This is a genomic window from Pseudomonas sp. A39 (genome assembly GCF_058145955.1).
This window is the reverse complement of sequence record NZ_JBYVMD010000026.1, coordinates 50,776-72,521: the sequence shown is the minus strand read 5'-3', so window position 1 is coordinate 72,521 and position 21,746 is coordinate 50,776. Positions and strand designations below refer to the sequence as shown.

General features: G+C 61.6%; 27 protein-coding genes. 22 read left to right on the top strand and 5 right to left on the bottom strand.

Annotation, left to right across the window (positions count from 1 at the left end; translation table 11 throughout):
* Positions 1 to 93: 93 nt before the first annotated feature.
* The 3 genes from AC3ZU9_RS19635 to AC3ZU9_RS19625 all read left to right on the top strand — a co-directional run bounded on the left by AC3ZU9_RS19635 (position 94) and on the right by AC3ZU9_RS19625 (position 1,703).
* Entirely contained in the window at positions 94 to 330 is a 237-nt protein-coding gene (locus AC3ZU9_RS19635; protein WP_093546085.1) for a glutaredoxin family protein, read from the top strand.
* Positions 331 to 405: 75 nt separating this feature from the next.
* Entirely contained in the window at positions 406 to 741 is a 336-nt protein-coding gene (locus AC3ZU9_RS19630) for a hypothetical protein (RefSeq protein WP_043205014.1), read from the top strand.
* A 71-nt stretch (positions 742 to 812) separates the two neighbouring features.
* Positions 813 to 1,703, top strand: coding sequence for a pseudouridine synthase (locus AC3ZU9_RS19625; protein WP_490091211.1), 891 nt, complete (start codon positions 813 to 815; stop codon positions 1,701 to 1,703).
* A 55-nt stretch (positions 1,704 to 1,758) separates the two neighbouring features.
* On the opposite strand, the gene AC3ZU9_RS19620 is transcribed toward AC3ZU9_RS19625, so the two are convergent.
* Positions 1,759 to 1,980: a YgdI/YgdR family lipoprotein gene (locus AC3ZU9_RS19620; protein ID WP_010211805.1), complete on the bottom strand. Its 222-nt coding sequence runs from the start codon at positions 1,978 to 1,980 to the stop codon at positions 1,759 to 1,761.
* Between the two features lie 79 nt (positions 1,981 to 2,059).
* Positions 2,060 to 2,662 carry a molybdenum cofactor guanylyltransferase MobA gene (gene mobA / locus AC3ZU9_RS19615; protein WP_046036480.1) on the bottom strand — a complete coding sequence of 201 codons (603 nt, stop codon included), beginning with the start codon at positions 2,660 to 2,662 and terminating at the stop codon, positions 2,060 to 2,062.
* 76 nt (positions 2,663 to 2,738) lie between these two features.
* Here mobA and moaB point away from each other — a divergent pair, with 76 nt between their 5' ends.
* Together moaB and AC3ZU9_RS19605 are read left to right on the top strand one after the other, a co-directional pair.
* Positions 2,739 to 3,278, top strand: a complete 540-nt coding sequence (gene moaB / locus AC3ZU9_RS19610; protein ID WP_012723028.1) for a molybdenum cofactor biosynthesis protein B — start codon at positions 2,739 to 2,741, stop codon at positions 3,276 to 3,278.
* Positions 3,262 to 4,488, top strand: a complete 1,227-nt coding sequence (locus AC3ZU9_RS19605) for a molybdopterin molybdotransferase MoeA (RefSeq protein ID WP_012723029.1) — start codon at positions 3,262 to 3,264, stop codon at positions 4,486 to 4,488. Before moaB ends, AC3ZU9_RS19605 begins: the two co-directional genes overlap by 17 nt.
* A 251-nt stretch (positions 4,489 to 4,739) precedes the next feature.
* Here AC3ZU9_RS19605 and AC3ZU9_RS19600 read toward each other — a convergent pair whose 3' ends face one another.
* Positions 4,740 to 5,069 carry an EscU/YscU/HrcU family type III secretion system export apparatus switch protein gene (locus tag AC3ZU9_RS19600; protein ID WP_046035741.1) on the bottom strand — a complete coding sequence of 110 codons (330 nt, stop codon included), beginning with the start codon at positions 5,067 to 5,069 and terminating at the stop codon, positions 4,740 to 4,742.
* Positions 5,066 to 6,643 carry a flagellar hook-length control protein FliK gene (fliK, locus tag AC3ZU9_RS19595; protein WP_122809777.1) on the bottom strand — a complete coding sequence of 526 codons (1,578 nt, stop codon included), beginning with the start codon at positions 6,641 to 6,643 and terminating at the stop codon, positions 5,066 to 5,068. The genes AC3ZU9_RS19600 and fliK overlap by 4 nt, the downstream gene beginning before the upstream one ends.
* Before the next feature lie 200 nt (positions 6,644 to 6,843).
* Between fliK and ccmA the strand changes: the two genes are divergently transcribed.
* The 10 genes from ccmA (at position 6,844) to AC3ZU9_RS19545 (ending at position 14,194) form a co-directional block, all read left to right on the top strand.
* Entirely contained in the window at positions 6,844 to 7,479 is a 636-nt protein-coding gene (gene ccmA / locus AC3ZU9_RS19590) for a cytochrome c biogenesis heme-transporting ATPase CcmA (protein WP_122809776.1), read from the top strand.
* A complete protein-coding gene (gene ccmB / locus AC3ZU9_RS19585; protein ID WP_012723033.1) occupies positions 7,476 to 8,144 on the top strand; it encodes a heme exporter protein CcmB in 669 nt (222 codons plus the stop codon). Before ccmA ends, ccmB begins: the two co-directional genes overlap by 4 nt.
* An 86-nt stretch (positions 8,145 to 8,230) precedes the next feature.
* Positions 8,231 to 8,986, top strand: a complete 756-nt coding sequence (locus AC3ZU9_RS19580) for a heme ABC transporter permease (protein ID WP_012723034.1) — start codon at positions 8,231 to 8,233, stop codon at positions 8,984 to 8,986.
* Positions 8,983 to 9,159 (top strand): heme exporter protein CcmD, encoded by a 177-nt coding sequence (ccmD, locus tag AC3ZU9_RS19575; protein WP_003172771.1) that lies wholly within the window; start codon positions 8,983 to 8,985, stop codon positions 9,157 to 9,159. Before AC3ZU9_RS19580 ends, ccmD begins: the two co-directional genes overlap by 4 nt.
* Positions 9,156 to 9,611, top strand: coding sequence for a cytochrome c maturation protein CcmE (ccmE, locus tag AC3ZU9_RS19570; RefSeq protein ID WP_012723035.1), 456 nt, complete (start codon positions 9,156 to 9,158; stop codon positions 9,609 to 9,611). The genes ccmD and ccmE overlap by 4 nt, the downstream gene beginning before the upstream one ends.
* A 3-nt stretch (positions 9,612 to 9,614) precedes the next feature.
* Complete coding sequence (locus AC3ZU9_RS19565) at positions 9,615 to 11,600, top strand: heme lyase CcmF/NrfE family subunit (protein ID WP_122809775.1); 1,986 nt, start codon at positions 9,615 to 9,617, stop codon at positions 11,598 to 11,600.
* On the top strand, positions 11,597 to 12,133 hold the full coding sequence (locus tag AC3ZU9_RS19560) for a DsbE family thiol:disulfide interchange protein (protein WP_046035737.1): 537 nt from the start codon (positions 11,597 to 11,599) through the stop codon (positions 12,131 to 12,133). The genes AC3ZU9_RS19565 and AC3ZU9_RS19560 overlap by 4 nt, the downstream gene beginning before the upstream one ends.
* A complete protein-coding gene (locus AC3ZU9_RS19555; protein ID WP_490091210.1) occupies positions 12,130 to 12,603 on the top strand; it encodes a cytochrome c-type biogenesis protein in 474 nt (157 codons plus the stop codon). The genes AC3ZU9_RS19560 and AC3ZU9_RS19555 overlap by 4 nt, the downstream gene beginning before the upstream one ends.
* Positions 12,596 to 13,783 carry a c-type cytochrome biogenesis protein CcmI gene (gene ccmI, locus AC3ZU9_RS19550; RefSeq protein WP_490091209.1) on the top strand — a complete coding sequence of 396 codons (1,188 nt, stop codon included), beginning with the start codon at positions 12,596 to 12,598 and terminating at the stop codon, positions 13,781 to 13,783. Before AC3ZU9_RS19555 ends, ccmI begins: the two co-directional genes overlap by 8 nt.
* 15 nt (positions 13,784 to 13,798) lie before the next feature.
* Entirely contained in the window at positions 13,799 to 14,194 is a 396-nt protein-coding gene (locus AC3ZU9_RS19545) for a hypothetical protein (protein WP_012723040.1), read from the top strand.
* Between the two features lie 191 nt (positions 14,195 to 14,385).
* Here AC3ZU9_RS19545 and AC3ZU9_RS19540 read toward each other — a convergent pair whose 3' ends face one another.
* Positions 14,386 to 14,661 carry a DUF6124 family protein gene (locus AC3ZU9_RS19540; protein ID WP_489096761.1) on the bottom strand — a complete coding sequence of 92 codons (276 nt, stop codon included), beginning with the start codon at positions 14,659 to 14,661 and terminating at the stop codon, positions 14,386 to 14,388.
* Between the two features lie 512 nt (positions 14,662 to 15,173).
* Between AC3ZU9_RS19540 and AC3ZU9_RS19535 the strand changes: the two genes are divergently transcribed.
* The 7 genes from AC3ZU9_RS19535 to phnF all read left to right on the top strand — a co-directional run bounded on the left by AC3ZU9_RS19535 (position 15,174) and on the right by phnF (position 21,736).
* Positions 15,174 to 16,085, top strand: a complete 912-nt coding sequence (locus AC3ZU9_RS19535; RefSeq protein WP_093546104.1) for a DMT family transporter — start codon at positions 15,174 to 15,176, stop codon at positions 16,083 to 16,085.
* The gene (locus AC3ZU9_RS19530; RefSeq protein WP_490091208.1) at positions 16,082 to 17,332 is read left to right on the top strand and encodes an ATP-grasp domain-containing protein; all 1,251 of its coding nucleotides are present in this window, start codon (positions 16,082 to 16,084) and stop codon (positions 17,330 to 17,332) included. The genes AC3ZU9_RS19535 and AC3ZU9_RS19530 overlap by 4 nt, the downstream gene beginning before the upstream one ends.
* 51 nt (positions 17,333 to 17,383) lie before the next feature.
* Entirely contained in the window at positions 17,384 to 17,974 is a 591-nt protein-coding gene (locus AC3ZU9_RS19525) for a histidine phosphatase family protein (RefSeq protein ID WP_102060280.1), read from the top strand.
* A gap of 200 nt (positions 17,975 to 18,174) precedes the next feature.
* Positions 18,175 to 19,008, top strand: a complete 834-nt coding sequence (gene phnC / locus AC3ZU9_RS19520; RefSeq protein ID WP_231809660.1) for a phosphonate ABC transporter ATP-binding protein — start codon at positions 18,175 to 18,177, stop codon at positions 19,006 to 19,008.
* A 32-nt stretch (positions 19,009 to 19,040) separates the two neighbouring features.
* Positions 19,041 to 20,042: a phosphonate ABC transporter substrate-binding protein gene (phnD, locus tag AC3ZU9_RS19515; RefSeq protein ID WP_012723050.1), complete on the top strand. Its 1,002-nt coding sequence runs from the start codon at positions 19,041 to 19,043 to the stop codon at positions 20,040 to 20,042.
* A 170-nt stretch (positions 20,043 to 20,212) separates the two neighbouring features.
* A complete protein-coding gene (gene phnE, locus AC3ZU9_RS19510) occupies positions 20,213 to 20,995 on the top strand; it encodes a phosphonate ABC transporter, permease protein PhnE (RefSeq protein WP_012723051.1) in 783 nt (260 codons plus the stop codon).
* 36 nt (positions 20,996 to 21,031) lie between these two features.
* Positions 21,032 to 21,736: a phosphonate metabolism transcriptional regulator PhnF gene (phnF, locus tag AC3ZU9_RS19505; RefSeq protein ID WP_012723052.1), complete on the top strand. Its 705-nt coding sequence runs from the start codon at positions 21,032 to 21,034 to the stop codon at positions 21,734 to 21,736.
* The last annotated feature ends 10 nt before the right edge of the window (positions 21,737 to 21,746 follow it).

The following is a 21,746-nucleotide window of genomic DNA, read 5'->3' as shown; positions in this document are numbered from 1 at the left end:
ATGGTGACCTGGGTCAGGGTTTTTGTGGTGGTGGGCTTCATGCCGTCAGCGGGCTTAGAATGTTGGCCTACTTCCTGATCAGGACCCTTCGTCATGCTTCCTGAATGCCAGTTGTTCGGCACCCTGGGTTGCCATCTTTGTGAAATTGCCGAGGCCGAAATCATGCCGTTGGTCGAACACGGGTTGCTGGTGGAACTGGTGGATATCACCGATCCCGACGACCTGACCGACGTCTATGGCCTGCGGATTCCGGTGCTTCGCCGGGTGGACACCGGGGCGGAACTGGATTGGCCTTTTGACTCACAACAGGTGGTGGCCTTCCTTCGCTGAGTGTTATCCGATGGCGGGTTTCTAAATATTGCGTTACTGTATGTTTGTACAGCGATTGAAATAGAGGGAACGCCCGTGGTGAATGTCGAACAACTGAAAAGCAGCGTCAATCGCATGTCCGCCGACGTCGTGCGCGATGCGGTGAACGAGCTGCGCCTCGATGGCCTGGTCACGGAAGGCAAGACGCCGTTCAACAAAGTGCATTTCAATACCTGTTTTGCCGAGATCGAAGCGCTGTTCCAGCGTGCCGGTTACCACAAGCAGCTGGACGTGGTGGGTTACCAAGGCTTGTTATACGCGCTGTATGACCCCGGCCGCTGGGAGGCGGTGGACGTGCTGCGCTGGCTCAAGGAATTCACCGACGCCGCGAGTGCCTCACCGCTCCTGCGCGCGGAGTTGGTCAAGGCCTGAGATCGGCCCTAGGCTCAATCCCGCTCGATGCGGGATAATGCCCGCGTGTTTTCCCAGGCTTTGAGCATTTCATGTCCACATCCGGTTTTTCCGCGTCCCAGCACCAAGCCAGCACCTTGTACCTCCCGCCCGGCCCCTGGGCGACAGTGCTCGATTGCCTGTGCGAGCACTTCCCGGCGATCGCCCGTGAACACTGGCTGGACCGCATCGCCAGGGGCCGGGTGCTGGACATCAACGGCAGCCCGATCAGCCTGGACCTGGCCTACAAGGAAGGGCTGTGCATCTACTACTTCCGGGAAGTGCCCAACGAGAAGGTGATCCCGGTGCAGGAAACCATCCTGTATGCCGACGAGCACTTGGTGGTTGCCGACAAACCGCATTTTTTGCCGGTGACCCCGGCCGGTGAATACGTCGAGCAAACCCTGTTGCGCCGTCTGATTCGCCGCCTCGACAACCCGGCGCTGGTGCCCTTGCACCGTATCGACCGGCATACGGCCGGCCTGGTGCTGTTCTCGGCCAACCCGGCCAGCCGCTCGGCCTATCAGCAACTGTTTCCCACACGCCAGATCGATAAATTTTACGAAGCCATCGCGCCAGCCCTGCCGAACCTGACGTTCCCCAGGGTGCATAAAAGCCGCCTGGTAGAGGGCGAGCCGTTCTTTCGCATGCAAGAAGGCCCTGGTGTAAGCAACACCGAGACGGCCGTTGAAGTGCGCGAAAAAAAGGCTGATCTATGGCGCTACGGCCTGTTCCCCGTGACCGGCAAGAAGCACCAACTGCGCGTGCACATGACTGCCCTCGGCGCGAGTATCTGCAACGACCCGTTCTACCCTGACGTCATCAAGGATGCCGTGGACGACTACGCCAACCCGCTCAAGCTGCTGGCCCAGGGCGTACGGTTTATCGACCCTGTGACGGGCGAGGAGCGCCATTTTCGCAGCCGGATCACCCTCGACTGGTAACCGCCAGAAACGACAAGGCCCGCGCGAGGCGGGCCTTGTTGGCAAACGCTAAGACTTACAGGTCTTTAACGGTGCGAACCTGATCTTTGTTGATGCGGGTGCGCTTGCCGTCAAGTTGTTCGAATTCGTAGAAACCCGAATCTTCGTTGTATTTCGGGGTGTCGACGGCCTGGATTTCGCGACCGTCATTCAGGGTGATCACTGTCGGCGAAGCGCAACCGGCGAGGGTGGCGAGGCCCAGTGCAAGCATGAGAGCGGCGATGGTCCGTTGAGTCATGAGATTGTCTCCGAGAGAATACTTTTTAATAGCTGACCTTGTGACGCGCGGGGCGCCGACAAAGTTCCTTAAGCGAGGTTCATTCTGACACGCCCGACGGCGTCTGTAACAGCTGCGGCGTATTAAGGTTGGCCAGGCGCGGGTCATCCGCCGGGCATTCCAGGCCCACACCGCCCAGTTGCAGGAAGATCTTGCGCGGGCTGCGCTCACCGGCATGCCAGGCGTCTTCCACCGCGGCCCGCAGGCGGGTCGGGATGATGCAGATCAGCGGTTCCCAGAACTCTCCATGGCGCACCATCACCGGCAGCAGCGGGTTGCGCCGTGCCGTCTCACGCAGGTCGGCGAGCAATGGGGCGTCGATATGCGGCACATCGCACGGCAATATCAGCAAGTGCTCATGACGTGCGGCGGCGAGTCCCGCCCGGATACCCGCGAGCGGGCCGGGGAAGTCCGGGCTGTCGTCGTTCACCAACTGGTCGGCATAGTCGGCGTAGCGCTCCGGGTTGCGGTTGCACGAGATGATCAGGTCATCCGTGAGCGGTCGCGCCAGCATCTGTAAATGCGCGATCAACGGTTGGCCACGCCATTCCAGCAGGCCCTTGTCCTGGCCGCCCATGCGTTGGCCGCGCCCTCCGGACAGCAGCAACACCGAACAGGGCAGAGGGGATGAATCGATAGGCATGGCGGTTCCGCAGCGGCAGCAAAAGGGGGGCCTGTGATATAACATCGGGCTGTTCCTTCGACAACCGGACCGTGCCATGAACGCCAAGGCAGATGCGCCCTTCGTACCCCTGAACATCGCTGTATTGACCGTCAGCGACACCCGCACCCTCGAAACCGATACCTCCGGCCAGGTCTTCGTCGACCGCCTCACCGCCGCCGGCCACGCCCTGGCCGAGCGCGTGCTGCTCAAGGACGACCTCTACAAGATCCGCGCCCAGGTCGCTCACTGGATCGCCGAAGACGTGGTGCAAGTCGTGCTGATCACCGGCGGCACCGGCTTCACCGGCCGTGACAGCACCCCCGAGGCCGTCAGTTGCCTGCTCGACAAACAGGTCGATGGCTTTGGCGAGCTGTTCCGGCAGATATCCGTCGCCGACATCGGCACCTCCACCGTGCAGTCCCGCGCCCTGGCCGGCCTGGCCAATGGCACGTTGGTGTGCTGCTTGCCGGGTTCCACCAATGCGGTGCGCACCGGCTGGGACGGCATCCTCGCCGAGCAGTTGGACAACCGCCACCGCCCGTGCAATTTCGTGCCGCACCTGAAACAGGCCGAGCCTTGTGAATCCCGTGGGTAAGCCTGGCAAGACCGGCACCCTGATGCCGGTAGAACAAGCACTGCAACAGCTGCTGGCGATGGCCGAGGCCGCGCCGATCCGCGAGCGCAATACCTTGCCCCTGGCCGACTGCGACGGTCGCGTATTGGCCCAAGACCTGGTCTCCACCCTTGACCTGCCGCCGTGGCCGAACAGTGCCATGGACGGTTACGCCGTGCGCCTGTCGGACTGGACCGGTGAGCCCTTGGTGGTCAGCCAGCGCATTTTTGCGGGCCAGGCGCCGGAACCTCTGGCCGCCGGTACCTGCGCGCGCATCTTCACCGGCGCACCGGTACCTGAAGGGGCTGACTGTGTGGAAATGCAGGAAAACGCGGTGGTCCACGCCGACGAGCGCGTGAGCTTCACCGAGCCCCTGCACGTCGACCAGAACATCCGCCCCCGAGGGCAGGAAACCACCGCAGGCGAGTTGGTCTTGACCGCCGGCACGCGCCTGGGCCCGATTGAACTCGGCCTGGCGGCGTCCCTCGGGCATGACCGTCTTGACGTTATTCGCCGGCCGCGCGTGGCCGTGCTGTCCACCGGTGACGAGTTGATCGAACCCGGTTTGCCGCTGGGGCCGGGCCAGATCTACAACAGCAACCGACGGGTGCTGTGTTCCTGGCTTACGCGCCTGGGCTGTGAAGTGATCGACGCCGGCATCCTGCCTGACGACCTGGAACAGACCCGCACCCGCCTGGCGAGCCTGGGCGCGGTCGACCTGATCCTGTCCACGGGCGGTGTGTCGGTGGGCGAGGCGGATTTCCTTGGCATCGCCCTGCGTGAAGAGGGTGAGCTGGCGTTGTGGAAACTGGCGATCAAACCGGGCAAGCCGCTGACGTTCGGCCACTTCCGTGGCGTGCCGGTGATCGGTCTGCCGGGCAACCCGGCCTCGACGCTGGTGACGTTCGCGCTGCTGGCGCGCCCGTACCTGTTGCGCCGTCAAGGTGTGCAAGACGTCGAGCCGCTGCGCTTTGAAGTACCGGTGGGGTTCACTTGGCCAAAACCCGGCAACCGCCGCGAATACCTGCGCGGGCGTATCGAGCAAGGCAAGGCGATCATCTACCGCAACCAGAGCTCCGGCGTACTGCGCAGTGCGGCGTGGGCGGAGGGGTTTGTGGAGGTGTTGGAGGGCACGACGCTGGAGAGGGGTGACCGGGTCAATTTCATCCCGCTAAGCGAAGTCCTGAACTGACCGCTGATCCCAATGTGGGAGGCAGCAAGCCCTAATGCCAGTCAGTTAAGAAGCAGCAAGAGCGAAAATTAACCCGTGGCGAGGGAGCTTGCTCCCGCTGGACTGCGCGGCAGTCCCAGTCTTTTGAAACAAAGAGCTGGGGCCGCTTCGCGACCCAGCGGGAGCAAGCTCCCTCGCCACAGGTACGGTGCTCACCCTCAGCTGACTGGCATTAGGGCTTGCCCCCTCCCACATTGAGGTCTTCATAGGCCTCAGTAATCGTCGCCGCGCTCGGTGATGTCGCGCTCCACCGGCCCTGCATCCGGGTCATACCCCACCGGAAACTTGCCCTTCAGCGTCCATGCAAACGCAATGATCTCGGCAATTGTGCGGTACAACTCCTCCGGAATGCTGTCCCCCAGTTCCATCCGCGCCAGCAGCTTCACCAGCTCGGCGTTTTCATAGATGGGCACTTCATTTTCCCGCGCCAGCTTCAGGATGGCTTCGGCCAGGGCATCGTCGCCCTTGGCCGTCAGGGTCGGCGCCTGCTGGCCGTCGTACTTGAGGGCAATTGCCTGGCGCGGTGGGTTGGCGTTCTTCATGCGGTCTCATCCACCCAGCGTTGCTCCAATCCGGTTTTTGGCCCGCGTGGCGGGGTGCCGAGGTGGCAGTCGAGGTCGCCGACGTTAAGGCCCGACGTCACCAGGCGCTCGCGCAGGGCGCCCAGGTGGCTTTCGATCAGGCTGGCGGTAAACGGCCGCGTCGCCCACAGCTGGCTGGACAGTTTGCCCTGCGTCAGTTGCGCCTGGACCTGCAACGGCCCCAGCGGCTCCATGTCGAAGGCCAGTTCGACGCGCCAGAGCATCTGCTTGGCGTCCTTCTTGTCCTTGCGTTCGGGCTGGTCCTTATCCGGCGGCGGTTCCTCGCGCTGGAACTTGACTTGCAGCGGCACGATGTCTTGCAACGTGCGCATCGGGATTTCCAACTGCCAGGTGCTTTGCAGGCGGCCGTCGGCGGTGGTGCCGGTCTGCTCCAGGCTCGACAGCTGATGGCTCTGCAACCGTGAGATCGCCCCGGCGGCCAGGCGCAGCAGGTTTTCCAGGTCACCTTCGCCTTCCAGTTTCGCCATCAACCGCTCGGGCAACGGGAAACCGGCGGGTATCTGCCGGGCGCTGACCTGGCCGAGGGTGTTCAGGGGGCTGCGCACGAAGTTGGGCAGCACTTGGGCCAGGGTGTTGGCGGCGAGGATGGCATTCATATTGGTGCTGGCGGGCAGGGCGGGCAGTAAGTCGGCGACCAGGCGCAGCAGCGCGCCTTTCATGTCCAGCGGTGGGATCTGTGGGTTTTGCCCGGCAAGCAGTTTGGCTTCTAGAAACGCGCCGCTGTTCTGGATGACTTGCGCCAGTACCTTGGGATTGCTCACTTGCGCCAAGTCCGGCAAAGCGGCCAACAGACGGTCGGCGGCGGCGCGCAGGTCGGCGGAGGTGCTGTCGCCACGAGGCAGGTTCTGCAGCACGGTGAATACCGCATCCAGCGAGCCTTGGCGGCTTTGCTGGGTCGACAATTGCTGGGTGACGGCCAATTGATCCTTGAGCCCGCTCAGCGGCACAAAACTCAGGGTCTGTGCGTTCTGCACCACGGCGCTGAGCAAGCTGCCGACGCGCAGGGGTTGCGGGCTTTCCACGGTCAAGGTCGCGCCCGCCAGGGCGTTGTTGAGCACGGTGACCAGCGAGCGGTAGATCGCCGGTTGCGCCGTGCCCTGGGGCAGCATCTGGGTGGTCAGCACCTTGGCCTGCAACAGCGTGCCCACCGGCATCTGGTTAGTGTCGATACGGGTGAGGGCGGCGACATTGGCGCTCAAGGCCTGCTGCAGGCTGAGGGTCAGGTTGCCAGTAGACGTCTGGCTCACCGCCACATTGCTGCCCAGTGGCAGCGGCTGGGGGCTGGTCGCCTGCACCAGGGTCTGGCGGCCGCCTTCAAGGGTCAGTTTGAGCAGCAACTGGAAGGCTTCACCGCCTTGTTTAAGGGCGATGACTTCGGCGTTCGCGGTTTTTCCAGGGTCGATCAGGCCGATCTGCGGCTCCAGCAGTTTCAGCAACTCGCCGGTTGCAGGCGCAGGGCCGGGCCCGGCTGCCGGGGCGGGTGGAAGCGTAGGAAGGTTGATCTCACCGGTCATCGCGCGCGTCGTCTCTGGGGAAATTGCCCTCTTTAGAGTAGGGCATCACATGTATAATGCCGCCCGTCTGCAAAGAGAGCGCTAAAAACCTCACAACTATTTGATCCAGCTCTCTAAAATCGGTCGCCAAAGCCGTTATTGTGCATTTCTCTTTAACGGCCGCTGCACCGCCGACTTGAACCGTAAAGGCCCGCGATCTTTTGACCAGCCCTCTTCTTGAAGCCATAGCGCTTGCCTGTGAACGCGACCTGCGCCTGCTGTTCGAGCACCTCGAACTGCGCCTGGCCGGCGGCGACATGGTGCAGGTGAGCGGCCCCAACGGCAGCGGCAAGACCAGTTTGCTGCGGCTGCTGGCCGGGTTGATGCAGCCGACGGCGGGTGAAGTTCGGTTAAACGGCAAGCCCCTCAACGCACAACGCACTGAACTGGCGCGCAACCTGGTCTGGATCGGCCACGCCGCCGGCATCAAGGACGTGCTCACCGCTGAAGAAAACCTCAGCTGGCTCAGCGCCCTGCATCATCCTGCTTCCCGCGACGCTATCTGGCAGGCCCTGGCCGCCGTCGGCCTCAAGGGTTTTGAAGACATTCCCTGCCATACCCTGTCCGCCGGCCAACAGCGCCGCGTGGCGCTGGCGCGTCTGTACCTGCCGGGCCCGCCGCTGTGGATTCTTGACGAACCCTTCACCGCCCTCGACAAGCAAGGCGTCGCCCAATTGGAAGAACACCTGGCCCAGCATTGCGAACAGGGTGGCCTGGTTGTCCTCACCACCCATCACACGCTCAATCGCAAGCCCATCGGTTACCGTGATCTGGACCTGGGGCGGTGGTCAGCATGAGCGTGTTTGCCCTGCTGGTCGCCCGCGAAGCACGGTTGTTGTGCCGTCGTCCGGCCGAATTGGCCAACCCGCTGGTGTTCTTCGCGATTGTGATCGCGCTGTTCCCGTTGGCGGTGGGCCCAGAGACTAAACTGTTGCAAACCTTGTCCCCAGGACTGGTGTGGGTGGCGGCGCTTTTATCAGTGCTGCTCTCGCTGGACGGGCTGTTTCGCAGTGATTTCGAAGACGGTTCCCTCGAACAGTGGGTCCTTTCGCCGCACCCTTTGCCACTTCTGGTACTGGCCAAGGTGCTGGCACACTGGGCTTTTTCCGGCCTGGCGCTGGTGCTGCTCTCACCGTTGCTGGCGATGATGCTAGGGTTGCCCACCGAGTGCCTGCCGGTGTTGCTCCTGTCTTTGTTGCTCGGCACGCCAACCCTCAGCCTGTTGGGCGCGGTGGGCGCGGCGTTGACCGTGGGTTTGAAGCGCGGCGGCCTATTGCTGGCCCTGCTGATTCTGCCGTTGTACATCCCGGTGTTGATCCTGGGCAGCGGCGCCTTGCAAGCCGCGCTCATGGGCATGCCGGCGACCGGTTACCTCTTGTGGCTGGGTAGCCTGACCGCCCTGGCCGTAACCCTGACACCCTTTGCTATAGCGGCCGGCCTGAAGATCAGCGTCGGCGAATAATGAGGTCTGACCAAGACGTTATGTTTTAGTCAGTAAAGACCCTACGCTTCTTGCAACGACAAGAAGCAACCGTGATGGAAACAGCAATGAACTGGACCTGGTTTCACAAGCTCGGCTCGCCCAAATGGTTCTATGGCATCAGTGGCAAACTGCTGCCGTGGTTGAGCGTCGCCGCCGTGTTGCTGATCGGCATCGGCCTGGTCTGGGGCCTGGCCTTCGCGCCGCCGGACTACCAGCAAGGCAACAGTTTTCGCATCATTTATATCCATGTTCCTACCGCGATGCTGGCGCAGTCCTGCTACGTGATGCTGGCGGTGTGCGGCATCGTCGGCCTGGTGTGGAAGATGAAACTCGCCGATGTGGCCCTGCAATGCGCTGCGCCCATCGGTGCGTGGATGACCGCTGTGGCGCTGGTCACCGGCGCGATCTGGGGCAAACCGACCTGGGGCTCGTGGTGGGTGTGGGATGCACGACTGACGTCCATGTTGATCCTGCTGTTCCTGTACTTCGGTCTGATTGCCCTGGGCAACGCGATCAGCAACCGTGACAGTGCCGCCAAGGCCTGCGCGGTGCTGGCCATCGTCGGCGTCATCAACATCCCGATCATCAAATACTCGGTGGAGTGGTGGAACACCCTGCACCAGGGCGCCACCTTCACCCTCACTGAAAAACCGGCGATGCCCGTGGAAATGTGGGCGCCGCTGCTGCTGATGGTGCTGGGTTTCTACTGTTTCTTCGGCGCTGTGTTGCTGCTGCGCATGCGCCTCGAAGTGCTCAAACGTGAAGCCCGCACCAGTTGGGTCAAGGCCGAAGTGCAAAACAGCCTGGGAGCGCGCGGATGAGTTTTGCTTCTTTCAGTGATTTTCTCGCCATGGGCCACCACGGCCTGTATGTGTGGACGGCCTATGGCATCTGCCTGGCGGTGCTGGCCCTCAACGTCGCCGCGCCGATCCTGGCCCGCAAGCGTTACCTGCAACAAGAGGCGCGACGTCTGCGCCGGGAGACCGAAAAGTGAATCCGCTGCGTAGAAAGCGTCTGTTGATCATCCTTGCGATTCTGGTGGGCGTCGGCATTGCCGTCGGCCTGGCCTTGAGCGCCTTGCAGCAGAACATCAACCTGTTTTACACGCCCACGCAGATCGCTAATGGCGAAGCGCCGATCGACACGCGCATCCGTGCCGGCGGCATGGTGGAGAAGGGCTCGCTCAAACGCTCCGGCGACTCCCTCGACGTGACCTTCGTCGTCACCGACTTCAACAAAGCCGTGACCATTACTTATCGCGGCATCCTCCCGGACCTGTTCCGCGAAGGCCAGGGCATCGTCGCCCTGGGCAAGCTCAACGCTGACGGTGTGGTGGTGGCCGACGAAGTGCTGGCCAAGCACGATGAAAAGTACATGCCACCGGAAGTGACCAAGGCCCTGAAAGACAGCGGCCAATCCGCGCCAACGCCTGCCAAGGAGGGCTAAGCCATGACGTCCGCACTGTTTATTCCAGAGCTGGGCCAGTTGGCGATGATCCTCGCCCTGTGCTTTGCCATCGTTCAGGCCGTGGTGCCGTTGCTCGGTGCCTGGCGCGGCGACCGCTTGTGGATGAGCCTGGCGCAGCCGGCCGCCTGGGGCCAATGTGCCTTCCTGGTGTTCGCGTTCGGTTGCCTGACCTACGCCTTCATGACCGACGACTTTTCCGTCGCCTATGTGGCGAATAACTCCAACAGCGCGTTGCCTTGGTACTACAAGTTCAGCGCTGTGTGGGGCGCCCACGAAGGTTCGTTGCTGCTGTGGGCGCTGATCCTCGGCGGCTGGACCTTCGCGGTGTCGGTGTTCTCGCGCCAGCTGCCGCAAGTGATGCTGGCCCGCGTACTGGCAGTGATGGGCATGATCAGCATCGGCTTCCTGCTGTTCCTGATCATGACCTCCAACCCGTTCACCCGCATCCTGCCGCAGATCCCGGTGGACGGGCACGACCTCAACCCGCTGCTGCAGGACATCGGCCTGATCGTGCACCCGCCGATGCTCTATATGGGCTATGTCGGTTTCTCCGTGGCCTTCGCCTTCGCCATCGCCGCCTTGCTCGGCGGGCGCCTCGATGCCGCCTGGGCGCGCTGGTCGCGGCCGTGGACCATTGTCGCCTGGGCCTTCCTCGGGATTGGTATCACCCTCGGCTCCTGGTGGGCCTATTACGAGCTCGGCTGGGGCGGCTGGTGGTTCTGGGACCCGGTGGAAAACGCCTCGTTCATGCCTTGGCTGGTCGGCACTGCGCTGATTCACTCGTTGGCGGTCACCGAAAAGCGCGGTGTGTTCAAGAGCTGGACCGTGCTGCTGGCCATCGCGGCATTTTCCCTCAGCCTGCTCGGCACCTTCCTCGTGCGTTCGGGCGTGCTGACCTCGGTGCATGCGTTCGCGTCCGACCCGGAGCGCGGCGTGTTCATCCTGATCTTCCTGCTGTTTGTGGTCGGCGGCTCCCTGACGTTGTTTGCGTTGCGCGCGCCAGTGGTCAAGAGCCAGGTCGGCTTTAACCTGTGGTCGCGGGAAACCCTGTTGCTGGGCAATAACCTGGTGCTGGTGGTGGCCGCTTCGATGATCCTGCTCGGCACCCTGTACCCGTTGGTGCTGGACGCCTTGAGCGGCGCCAAGCTGTCCGTTGGCCCGCCGTATTTCAACGCGTTGTTTATCCCGTTGATGGGCCTGTTGATGGTGGTGATGGCGGTGGGCATGCTGGTGCGCTGGAAAGACACCCCGGTGAAATGGCTGGCCGGCATGCTGATGCCGGTGTTGCTCGGCAGCGTGGCCTTGGCGGTGATCGCCGGGTTTGCCTATGGCGACTTCAACTGGGCGGTGCTCGCGACTTTCCTGCTCGCCGCCTGGGTGTTGCTGGCCGGCGTACGCGACATCTTCGACAAGACCCGTCACAAAGGCCTGGTCAAAGGCCTGCCGACCCTGACCCGCAGCTACTGGGGCATGCAGATCGCCCACATTGGCATCGCCGTGTGCGCCCTTGGCGTGGTGCTCTCCAGCCAGAACAGCGCCGAGCGCGACTTGCGCCTGGCGCCGGGCGAGTCCATGGACCTGGCCGGTTACCACTTCATCTTCGAAGGCGCCAAGCACTTCGAAGGGCCGAACTTTACGTCAGACAAAGGCACGGTGCGTGTCGTGCGCAATGGCAAGGAAATCGCCGTGTTGCACCCGGAAAAACGCCTGTACACCGTGCAGAGTTCGATGATGACCGAAGCCGGCATCGACGCCGGTTTCACCCGTGACCTGTATGTGGCGCTGGGTGAACCGTTGGGCGAGGGCGCCTGGGCGGTGCGGGTGCATGTGAAACCGTTTGTGCGCTGGATCTGGTTCGGCGGCTTGCTTACCGGCTTTGGTGGTTTGCTGGCCGCGCTGGACCGACGGTATCGGGTCAAGGTCAAGAGCCGGGTGCGTGAAGCCCTCGGCCAGGGAGCGGCGGTATGAAGCGTTGGTTGATGGTCGTACCGCTGGCGATGTTTCTGGTGGTGGCGGTGTTCCTGTATCGCGGCCTTTATCTGGACCCGGCCGAGCTGCCGTCGGCCATGATCGGCAAGCCGTTCCCGGCGTTCAGCCTGCCAACGGTGCAGGGCGACAAGACCCTGACCCAGGCCGACCTGCTGGGCAAACCGGCACTGGTCAACGTGTGGGGCACCTGGTGCATTTCCTGCCGCGTCGAGCACCCGGTGCTGAACACGCTGGCCGAGAAGGGCGTGGTGATCTACGGCATCAACTACAAGGACGACAATGCCGCGGCCTTGAAGTGGTTGGCTGAGTTCCACAACCCGTACCAACTGGATATCCGCGATGAAGACGGCAACCTCGGTCTGAACCTGGGCGTCTACGGCGCCCCGGAAACCTTCTTCATCGACGCCAAGGGCGTGATCCGCGACAAGTACGTCGGCGTGATCGACGAAGTGGTGTGGCGCGAGCAACTGGCCGCCAAGTACCAGGCACTGGTCGATGAGGCCAAGCCATGAAGCGTCTGTTAGCCGCTGCGGTGCTGGCGCTGGGACTGGCCGGCGTGGCCCACGCCGCCATCGACACCTATGAATTCGCCAAGGACGTGGACCGCGAGCGTTTCCGCGAACTGACCAAGGAACTGCGCTGCCCCAAGTGCCAGAACCAGGACATCGCCGACTCCAACGCACCCATCGCCGCCGACCTGCGCAAAGAGATCTTCCGCATGCTGGGGGAGGGCAAGGACAACCAGCAGATCATCGACTTCATGGTCGACCGCTACGGTGATTTCGTGCGCTACAAACCGGCCCTCACCGGCAAGACCGCGCTGCTGTGGTTCGGCCCCGCCGGGCTGCTGCTGGCGGGCGTGGTGGTGATGGCGGTGATCGTGCGCCGTCGCCGTGCTGCGCCGACCGATGGTTCCGACGCGCTGTCCCCCGAAGAGCGCAAACGCCTCGACCAATTGCTGGACACCAAGACTGATGATTGATTTCTGGCTCGCAGCTGGCTTGCTGCTTCTGATTGCCCTGAGTTTCCTGTTGATCCCTGTCCTGCGCGGCCGCCGCGCCCAGCGTGAAGAGGATCGCACCGCGCTGAACGTGGCGCTCTACCAAGAACGCGTGGCCGAGTTGCAAGTGCAGCAGGACGAAGGCGTACTGAATGCCGCGCAACTCGACACCGGCCGCGCCGAAGCGGCGCGTGAATTACTGGCTGACACGGAAGGCGTGGAAAAACCCCGTGAATCGCGCCTGGGCAAGCCACTGCCATTTCTGGCGGCGTTCTTGGTGCCGGTCCTGGGGGTTGCGTTGTACCTGCATTACGGGGCCAGCGACAAGGTTGAACTGACCCGCGAATTCTCCCAGCCGCCGGTGTCCATGGAAGACATGACCCACCGCCTGGAACGCGCCGCCGCTGCCCAACCGGACTCGCCGGAAGGCTTGTACTTCCTCGGTCGCGCCTACATGGCCCAGGACCGTTCCGCCGATGCCGCCAAGGTGTTCGAACGCACCGTGGCGCTGGCCGGGCGCCAGCCGGAACTGCTCGGCCAGTGGGCCCAGGCGCAGTATTTTGCTGACAACAAACAGTGGTCGCCCAAGGTGCAGGCGCTCACCGACGAGGCGTTGAAGCTCGATCCAAAGGAAGTCACCAGCCTCGGCCTGTTGGGTATCGCTGCCTTTGAAGGCCAGCGTTATCAAGAGGCTATCGACTACTGGAATCGTCTGTTGGCCCAGCTGCCGCCGCAAGACAACTCCCGCGCAGCGCTGCAAGGTGGCATTGACCGCGCTGCCGAGAAGCTCAAAGAGAGTGGCGGCACCGTTGCTTCTCAAAAAACCGTGATGAACGTCCGCGTGGACCTGTCCGCCGACGTGAAAGCCAAGGCCCTGCCCACCGACAGCGTATTTATCTTTGCCCGTGCCGTGAAAGGCCCGCCGGCACCGCTGGCCGCCAAGCGCGTCACCGTCGCCGAGCTGCCCATCACCGTCGAACTCGGCGACGCCGACGCGATGATGCCGCAGTTGAAACTGTCCAACTTCCCTGAAGTCCAACTGGTTGCGCGCATATCCCGGGCCGGTCAACCGACCACTGGCGAATGGATCGGCCGCAGCCAACCCCTGGCCAGCACCACCACTGCCTTGCAGCAGCTGACCATCGACAGTCCGGACAAGTAACTCGAGGAAACGCCTATGACCGCATTTGCACGCATCACCTTGCTCAGCCTGGTACTGGGCCTGAGCGCCTGTGCGGTCCACCGCCCACCTCCCGGGCCCACCGGCCCGACCATCCCACCGTCAGGCCCATCGACCCAGCCGAGCACCAAACCCTCCGGCCCGGTTACCCCGCCACCGAAACCCGTGCCGACCAAATCGCCGACCTTCGCCCCACCACCGGGCGCGGCCAGCCACTGGGACGGCAAGATGCAGGTGTACGTGCTGGAAGAACAGCCGGATACCTTCTACCGCCAGCGCACGTACTACCGCTGGAGCAACGGTTGGAGCCGGTCGATCAGCCCGAACGGGCCTTGGGAAGAGACCGACGTGCAGGGCGTGCCACCGGGGCTAAGCAAGCAGTACGCGCAATGACAAAAGGCGACCTTCGGGTCGCCTTTTTCTTGCCAGTGAAACGCTTTCTCCAAGCCAATGAAGATCAACTGTGGGAGCCGGGCTTGCCCGCGATGGCGGCGTGTCAGGCACCGAATCAATTGCAGCTAAACCGCCATCGCAGAGGTGCGGCGATCCGACAAGCCAATTCCCACAGGAGACCTCATCGGCTGTCAGACCACCGGACACTCCCGATTCAGCGCTTGATCCACCAACAACTGCGCAATCTCAATCATCTGCACCACCGCCAGCACCTGCTTGCGGCCCGATCCATCCAGATGCTCGGCACAGTCATAGGCACACACGGTTGCCGACTCCAGCATTTCGCTGGCATTGCTTAAGGCAGCTTCAGTGCTTAGGCCGGGGCGGACGGTGAAGATGAGGTTGGGTGGCGTTTGAGGCGTGTCATCCGAGGAGGATGGCGGGGGATCAGGCGTGATTTTTTCCATGACGAAGCTCCTATGAATGAGCACCTCCATCTCGCTACCACACGATGTAAGGAGGCGACTGTACACGGGGTGGTAGACCGGTCATAGAAACCCGGCAGGCCGAAGCCTCCCATGCACAGCCGCCACAAAGCAGCCCGCACAAAAAAACGCCCGTAAGCGTTTTGGGGATCTATGAAAGAACCGGGCTACCACACCCGTTCGCTGATTTTGCAGCGACCCGCGAAGGTTAACGGCGAGGTTGATCGGACGCAACCCGAAATCTGTGTAGGGGCTGTCCTAGGAAACGTTGAAAAAGGTGAGCCGTACGCAGGTGGTCGACCGGGGAGTGGATACCTGGAAGGGCAGGGCCTCCTGCGTACAGCTCGCTCCACATATTGATTACCTGGGGAGCGCTGAGGTGTAGGGATAGTCCGGTATTTGCGTGTGTGTCCGGTCCTACCTAGCTGTTCGGTCAGTATTTAATCCACACCTGATTTGCTAGGTTGAATAACTGAAAAAAAAGGTGTGCCGTCGTGCTGAAGCAGGGCATTTTCATCGGATTAACATTTTGCTTATTGAGCGCCGCGTTCGACGTATACGTAGCATTCGTCACGCAAACCCTCAGTACGGTGGTGGTCATTTTCTACTGCTTTATGTCCTCAGCAGTACTTTTTCTGGCATGTGCGATCCATCGAAATTCGGCGTCCTTGAGTTTAAAAATCAAGGTTGATTGGAAGAGCATCATCGTTGTGAATGTTTCGGTGCTACTTAACTGGGGCGGACTGTTCTACGCCCTCCGTTATCTCGAGCCCGCAGTCGTCGGAGTCGCATCGGTGGCCTGTGGCCCTGCACTCACTTTGCTTATTTCTCTGCTCGATAAACGTGGTGCCAGGATTGCTTTGGAGGACGCATTGGTCTCGGGCCTGGTGCTCTTCTCAGTTGGAGTTATGTTGTTCAACTCCTTTGCCGGGGAGAGCGGTATATCCACTACCTCCGTAGGCCAGCGGTCACTGGGGATCTTCAGCGTTATCGTTTGCGCCCTGGGCACTGTCATGTACACAGTATTTTCAAAGAAAATGTTTGCTCGGCAGTGGGCCATTTATGAAATCCTGGCCGTCAGAAACATCGCCATGATCGCTGTTTGTGTCATCGCAATTCCTGTGGCGGGGGGAAGTTTTTCCATTAATCGAGAGTTAATTCTGCCCATGTTGATCCTGGTGGTGATCGGCCATTTATTGCCGATTTACTTGATCCAGAAAACCATCTATTACCTCACTCCGATCCACGTATCTCTGGTGTTGCTGACCCTTCCGGTATTTGTCCTGTTACTCCAGTACCTGGATGCCCGAGTGGCGTTTTCCGTGGCGAGTGTCGCGGCCGTCAGCATCATTGTGCTTTTGCTGTTGGGGCGGGCCTTGTACGCAATGAGGAGGGCGGTACCATGATTAAAGTAGTGGTGGTCGACGGATTTTCATCCGGTAAATTTGTCGCGAAACGACTGAACGAAGAGGGGTGCTTGCTGATGCATGTGGCCTCATCCGGCAGTTTGGATCGTTACTATTACAAGGGCTTCGACCAAACGCTGTATGACCAGATGATCGTCAATATCGATCTCGCAGCGACGGTGGCGAGTGTCGAGTATTTCGAGCCTCAGTTCATCATCGCCGGTGCCGAAACCGGTGTGCTGCTCGCCGACCAGTTGAACGAGCGACTGCAGCTACCGTATCGCAATGATTTCGACAAAACCCATGCCCGTCGAAACAAGTACGAGATGATCCAGTGCATTACCCAGGCGCAATTACCCGCCGCACGACAGTTCCTCGCCAGTACCTGGGACCTCGCACAAGGCTGGATCAACACCCACGGGCGTTTTCCTGTGGTAATCAAACCCCTTGAGAGTGCAGGAGCGGATGGGGTGTTTGTTTGCGAGGACATGGACGCTTGTGAGATCGCCGTGAAAAAGTTGTTGGGGACGACAAACCGATTGAGTATCCCAAACACCCAGGTCTTGATTCAGGAGTACCTGGCCGGGTTGGAGTATGTGGTGAATATGGTCTCCCTGGACGGCCAGCAGCTCGTCACTGAAGTCGTGCGCTATCAAAAGCAGCGCACGCAGGGGGGCGGCATCCTCTATGACATTGACGAGTTAATCGGGCCCGACTCGGCGGTCTATTCGGTATTGGTGGATTACACTCGGGCCGTAGTGCGATGCTTGGGTATCCACAATGGACCCAGCCACGCGGAGGTCATGTTCACCGAGGACGGGCCGAAATTGGTGGAAATTGCAGCCCGTACCGATGGCATTCTTCGCCCGGGCGTATCCAGGCAAACCACTGGTCTTGGGCAGATTGATGCGGTGGTGTTATCCATCGTCGAACCTGAACATTTTACGCAGCGGCTGGTTAAAGGAGAGCATTATCAACTGTTGCAACATACCTACAATGTTGGCCTGATCAACCGCTTGGAAGGCTATTTCTATAAGGACCAGTTCTTGAGCGAGCTGCGCAAGCTGGATTCTTTTTATGAAGCGGCTTTTTACGTTGAGAACGGTGAGCACATAGGCGCGACCCATGACGTTTTCAGTCAGCCAGGGACTGTCTATCTGGTTCATGCGGACCGTGCAGTTATCGCAGCAGATTACCGCAGAGTGCGCGCACTTGAGTTGCAGGGAAGCTATATAGGGAGGCGTTGAAGTTTGCGCCGTTGTTCATTTTCTCATTCCGCTTTCAACGAGACGGACCTCATGCATCTCCACGTCATACGCCACGGCGAAACCTGGGCCAACGCCGAGCACCGCTACCTCGGCGCACTCGATCCGGAATTGACCGAGCGGGGCAGGGAACAGGCCGCCTCTCTGAGCAAGAACCTGCCCTGCGGCATCGAAGTGTTGATCGTCTCTCCACGCCTGCGAGCCCAGCAAACGGCGCAGATTCTTAATCAGGCGTTGAACCTTGAACCCGTGACGATGGACAGCTTCCGCGAGCGCGATGTGGGTGTTTTCGAGGGTTTGACCCAGGCACAAGCCAAAGCCTTGCACCCAGCGCTTTGGGCGCAGAACATCACGCGGCAATGGGCGATCGGGCCAACGGGCGGTGAGTCGATTGCCGAGGTGGTCACGCGAGTGCACCAAGGCCTTGCCGAACTGGCGGCACTCTATCCAACCCAGTCGGTTTTGCTGGTGGCGCATGGTTTTTTGGCCAAGGTAATCCGGGCGTTGGCCATCGGGGACTTTTCGGATTTTTACACCTGGCAGCTTTCCAATGGAGCAATGCTGGTCCTCGAGGATTTTGAACTGAAGAGGCTTCCGACTGTTTCGCCCTTCGAATCTCAGTGAAACACCTCCACCCCTGTGGATAGGGAGCTTGCTCCCTCGCCACAGAGGGTTGCGGTGACATTCCAACCTTTCACAAAACCTTCATCCAGCCGACCCCCTCCAGTCATGTGCAAGTAATAGCACTGACACCTCCCGCGCCTACTGTCGTTTGAACTCAACCGCAGCCATCCCCTGGCTGTTCAAACAAGACAGAGAAGCCCATGACGCACGCTATCCATGTCGATCACTTGAACAAGACCTTTGCGAAGAAGCCCGCGTTGGTCGACCTCGAACTCACCGTTGCCGCTGGTGAGATGGTCGCGCTGATTGGCGCTTCCGGTTCCGGCAAGTCCACGTTGTTGCGCCATTTGGCGGGCCTGGCCTGTTGCGACAAGCGCAACGGCGGCAGCGTCAAGGTGCTGGGCCGGGAGGTGCAGGCCAGCGGACGCTTGAATGGCAAGGTGCGGCGGTTGCGGGCGGACATCGGCTACATCTTCCAGCAGTTCAACCTGGTCAATCGCCTGAGCGTGCTCGACAACGTGCTGCTCGGGTGCCTGGGCCGCATGCCGCGCTGGCGTGGCAACCTGGGGCTGTTCAATGCCGAGGAGAAGGCGTTTGCCATGGCGTCGCTGGCGCGCGTCGGCCTGGCCGATCTGGCCGCGCAACGGGCTTCGACCTTGTCCGGCGGCCAGCAGCAGCGCGTGGCGATTGCCCGTGCGTTGACTCAGCGCGCCGAGGTGATCCTGGCCGACGAACCGATCGCGTCCCTCGACCCAGAGTCGGCGCGCAAGGTCATGGAGATCCTCGCCGACATCAACCGCCGCGACGGCAAGACCGTGGTGGTAACCCTGCATCAAGTCGATTACGCCATGCGTTACTGCCCGCGTGCCGTGGCTCTGAAAGGCGGGCGCATTCATTTCGACGGGCAGGGCAGTTCGATGAGCAGCCAGTTTCTCAACGATTTATACGGTGCCGACGTCGACACCAGCCTGATGTGTTCCGACCAAACCCGCCGTGCCGAAGCGCCCCCTCGGCTGGCCCTGGCGCGCGCTTGAAACCCTACTCACGACCCACAGGAGTCCCGTCCATGTTGAACCGTATCGGCCATGTGTTTTTGTCTGCCGTGTTGCTGGCCAGTGTCGCGCTGGGCAACGCCCACGCCGCTGACAAGGTGATCAATTTCGGCATCATGTCCACCGAGTCTTCGCAGAACCTCAAGAGCATCTGGCAGCCGTTCCTGGATGACATGCACAAGAAGACCGGCCTGACCATCAACGCCACCTTCGCCTCCGACTACGCCGGCCTGATCCAGGGCATGCGCTTCAACAAGGTCGACGTGGCCTGGCTGGGCAACAAGGCCGCGATGGAAGCGGTGGACCGTTCCAACGGCGAGATCTTCGCCCAGACCGCTGCCGCCAACGGCGCCGCCGGTTACTGGAGCGTGCTGATCGTGCGCAAGGACAGCCCGATCAACAACGTCGACGACATGCTCAAGAATGCCAAGAACCTGACCTTCGGCAACGGTGACCCGAACTCCACCTCGGGCTACCTGGTGCCGGGCTACTACGTGTTCGCCAAGAACAACGTGGACGCCGCCACGGCGTTCAAACGCACGCTGAACTCCAGCCATGAGGTCAACGCGTTGAGCGTGGCCAAGGGGCAGTTGGACGTGGCCACCTTCAACACCGAAAGCTGGGACCGCCTGGAAGTCACCCAGCCCGACAAAGCCGCGATGCTCAAGGTGATCTGGAAATCTCCGCTGATCCCGGCCGACCCGATGGTGTGGAGCAAGGCGCTGAGCGACAGCGAGAAAACCAAGATCCGCGATTTCTTTGCCAACTATGGCGACACCGATGAAGAGAAAGCGGTGCTGAAGAACATGCAGCTGGGCAAGTTCCTCGCCTCCAACGACGACCAACTGTTGCCGATCCGCCAGCTGGAGCTGTTCAAGCAGCGCACCACGATCAGCGCTGACAGCAAGCTGGACGCGGCCGACAAGGCCAAGAAACTCGCCGACATCGACGCCGACCTGGCGAAGCTGCAACAGCGCATTTCCGAGCTGGACAAGAAAACTGCGGTCAACGGCTAATCCCCCGCCTGTATGCGGAGTGCTTTTGGGGTGAGGGGGCTTGTCCCCCTCCGGGTTCACAGCAGAGCCATTGGGGCTGCTGCGCAGCCCAGCGCGGGGCAAGCCCGCTCACCACAGAAGCCAGGCTCACCACAGAAAGCCCACTCATACACATTGATCGAGAGTGACCCATGACTACCTTGCACGCTGAAGCCGTCGGCAAACGCACGTGGCCGCAATACCTCGGCTGGGGCCTGTTCCTGGTCTTGCTCGCCTGGGCCTGGCACGGCGCGGAAATGAACCCGCTGGCGCTGTACCGCGACTCCGGAAACATGGCGACCTTCGCCGCCGACTTCTTCCCGCCGGACTTCCACGAGTGGCGCTCCTACCTCAAGGAGATGATCGTCACCGTACAAATCGCCCTCTGGGGCACGGTGTTGGCCATCGTCTGCTCGGTGCCGCTGGGCATCTTGTGCGCCGACAACATCACCCCCTGGTGGGTGCACCAACCCCTGCGCCGGGTCATGGACGCCTTCCGCTCCATCAATGAAATGGTCTTCGCGATGTTGTTCGTGGTCGCCGTCGGCCTCGGCCCTTTCGCCGGTGTATTGGCCCTGTGGATCAGCACCACCGGCGTGCTCGCCAAGCTGTTTGCCGAAGCCGTCGAAGCCATCGACCCAGGCCCGGTGGAAGGCGTACGTGCCACCGGCGCGAGCGCCCTGCAGGAAGTGATCTACGGCGTGATCCCCCAAGTGATGCCGCTGTGGGTGAGCTACGCGCTGTACCGCTTCGAAGCCAACGTCCGTTCGGCGACGGTGGTGGGCATGGTCGGTGCGGGCGGGATCGGCGTGATCCTCTGGGAAAACATCCGCGCCTTCCAGTTCGTACAAACCTGCGCGGTGTTGCTGGTGATCATCGTGGTGGTGAGCGCTATCGACGTGTTGTCCCAACGCCTGCGCAAGCAGTTCATCTGACGTCGGAGGGGTGCCCACGCGGCGCTTTTTTTTAACATGCAGTTGTCTAGACAAGATGAGCCGGTGTACCGCGAACTCGCGGATATCCTGCGCCGTGAACTGAGCAGCTATCAGGCCGGCGACTTCCTGCCCGGCGAGGTGCACATGGCCGAGCGCTTTGGCGTCAACCGCCACACCCTGCGCCGGGCTATCGACGAGCTGGTGTTCGAAGGCAGCCTGTTACGCCGCCAGGGAAAGGGCACCCAGGTGCTCGACCGCCCGCTCATCTACCCGATGGGCGCCGAGACCTCCTATAGCCAATCGTTGTCGGCCCAGGGCGTAGGGGTGGAAGCGCTGTTGCTCAAGCGCCGCTACTGCTACGCCAGCCGTGAAGAGGCGCAGCACTTAGGCATCGCCGAGATGGCGCCAATGATCGAACTGCAAACCCTGCGCAAGCTCGACCACCAGCCCGTCAGCCTGATCCGCCATCGCTACTGCGCCAGCCGCGCGCCGTTGCTGGCCGACTACACCGGCGGGTCTTTGCGCCACTACCTGCGCGAGCGTGACCTGCCGCTGACCCGCACCCACAGCCTGATCGGTGCGCGTTTGCCCAACCGTGACGAAGCCGCGCTGCTGATGATGCCCCGGCATTTGCCGGCGCTCACCGTATTCACCCTTTCCCGCGATCGCGATGGCCACCCGGTGGAGCTGGCGCAGTCCACCAGCCGTTCGGATCGCTTCCAGTACCAGGTGATGACTTGATGGAGCCTTT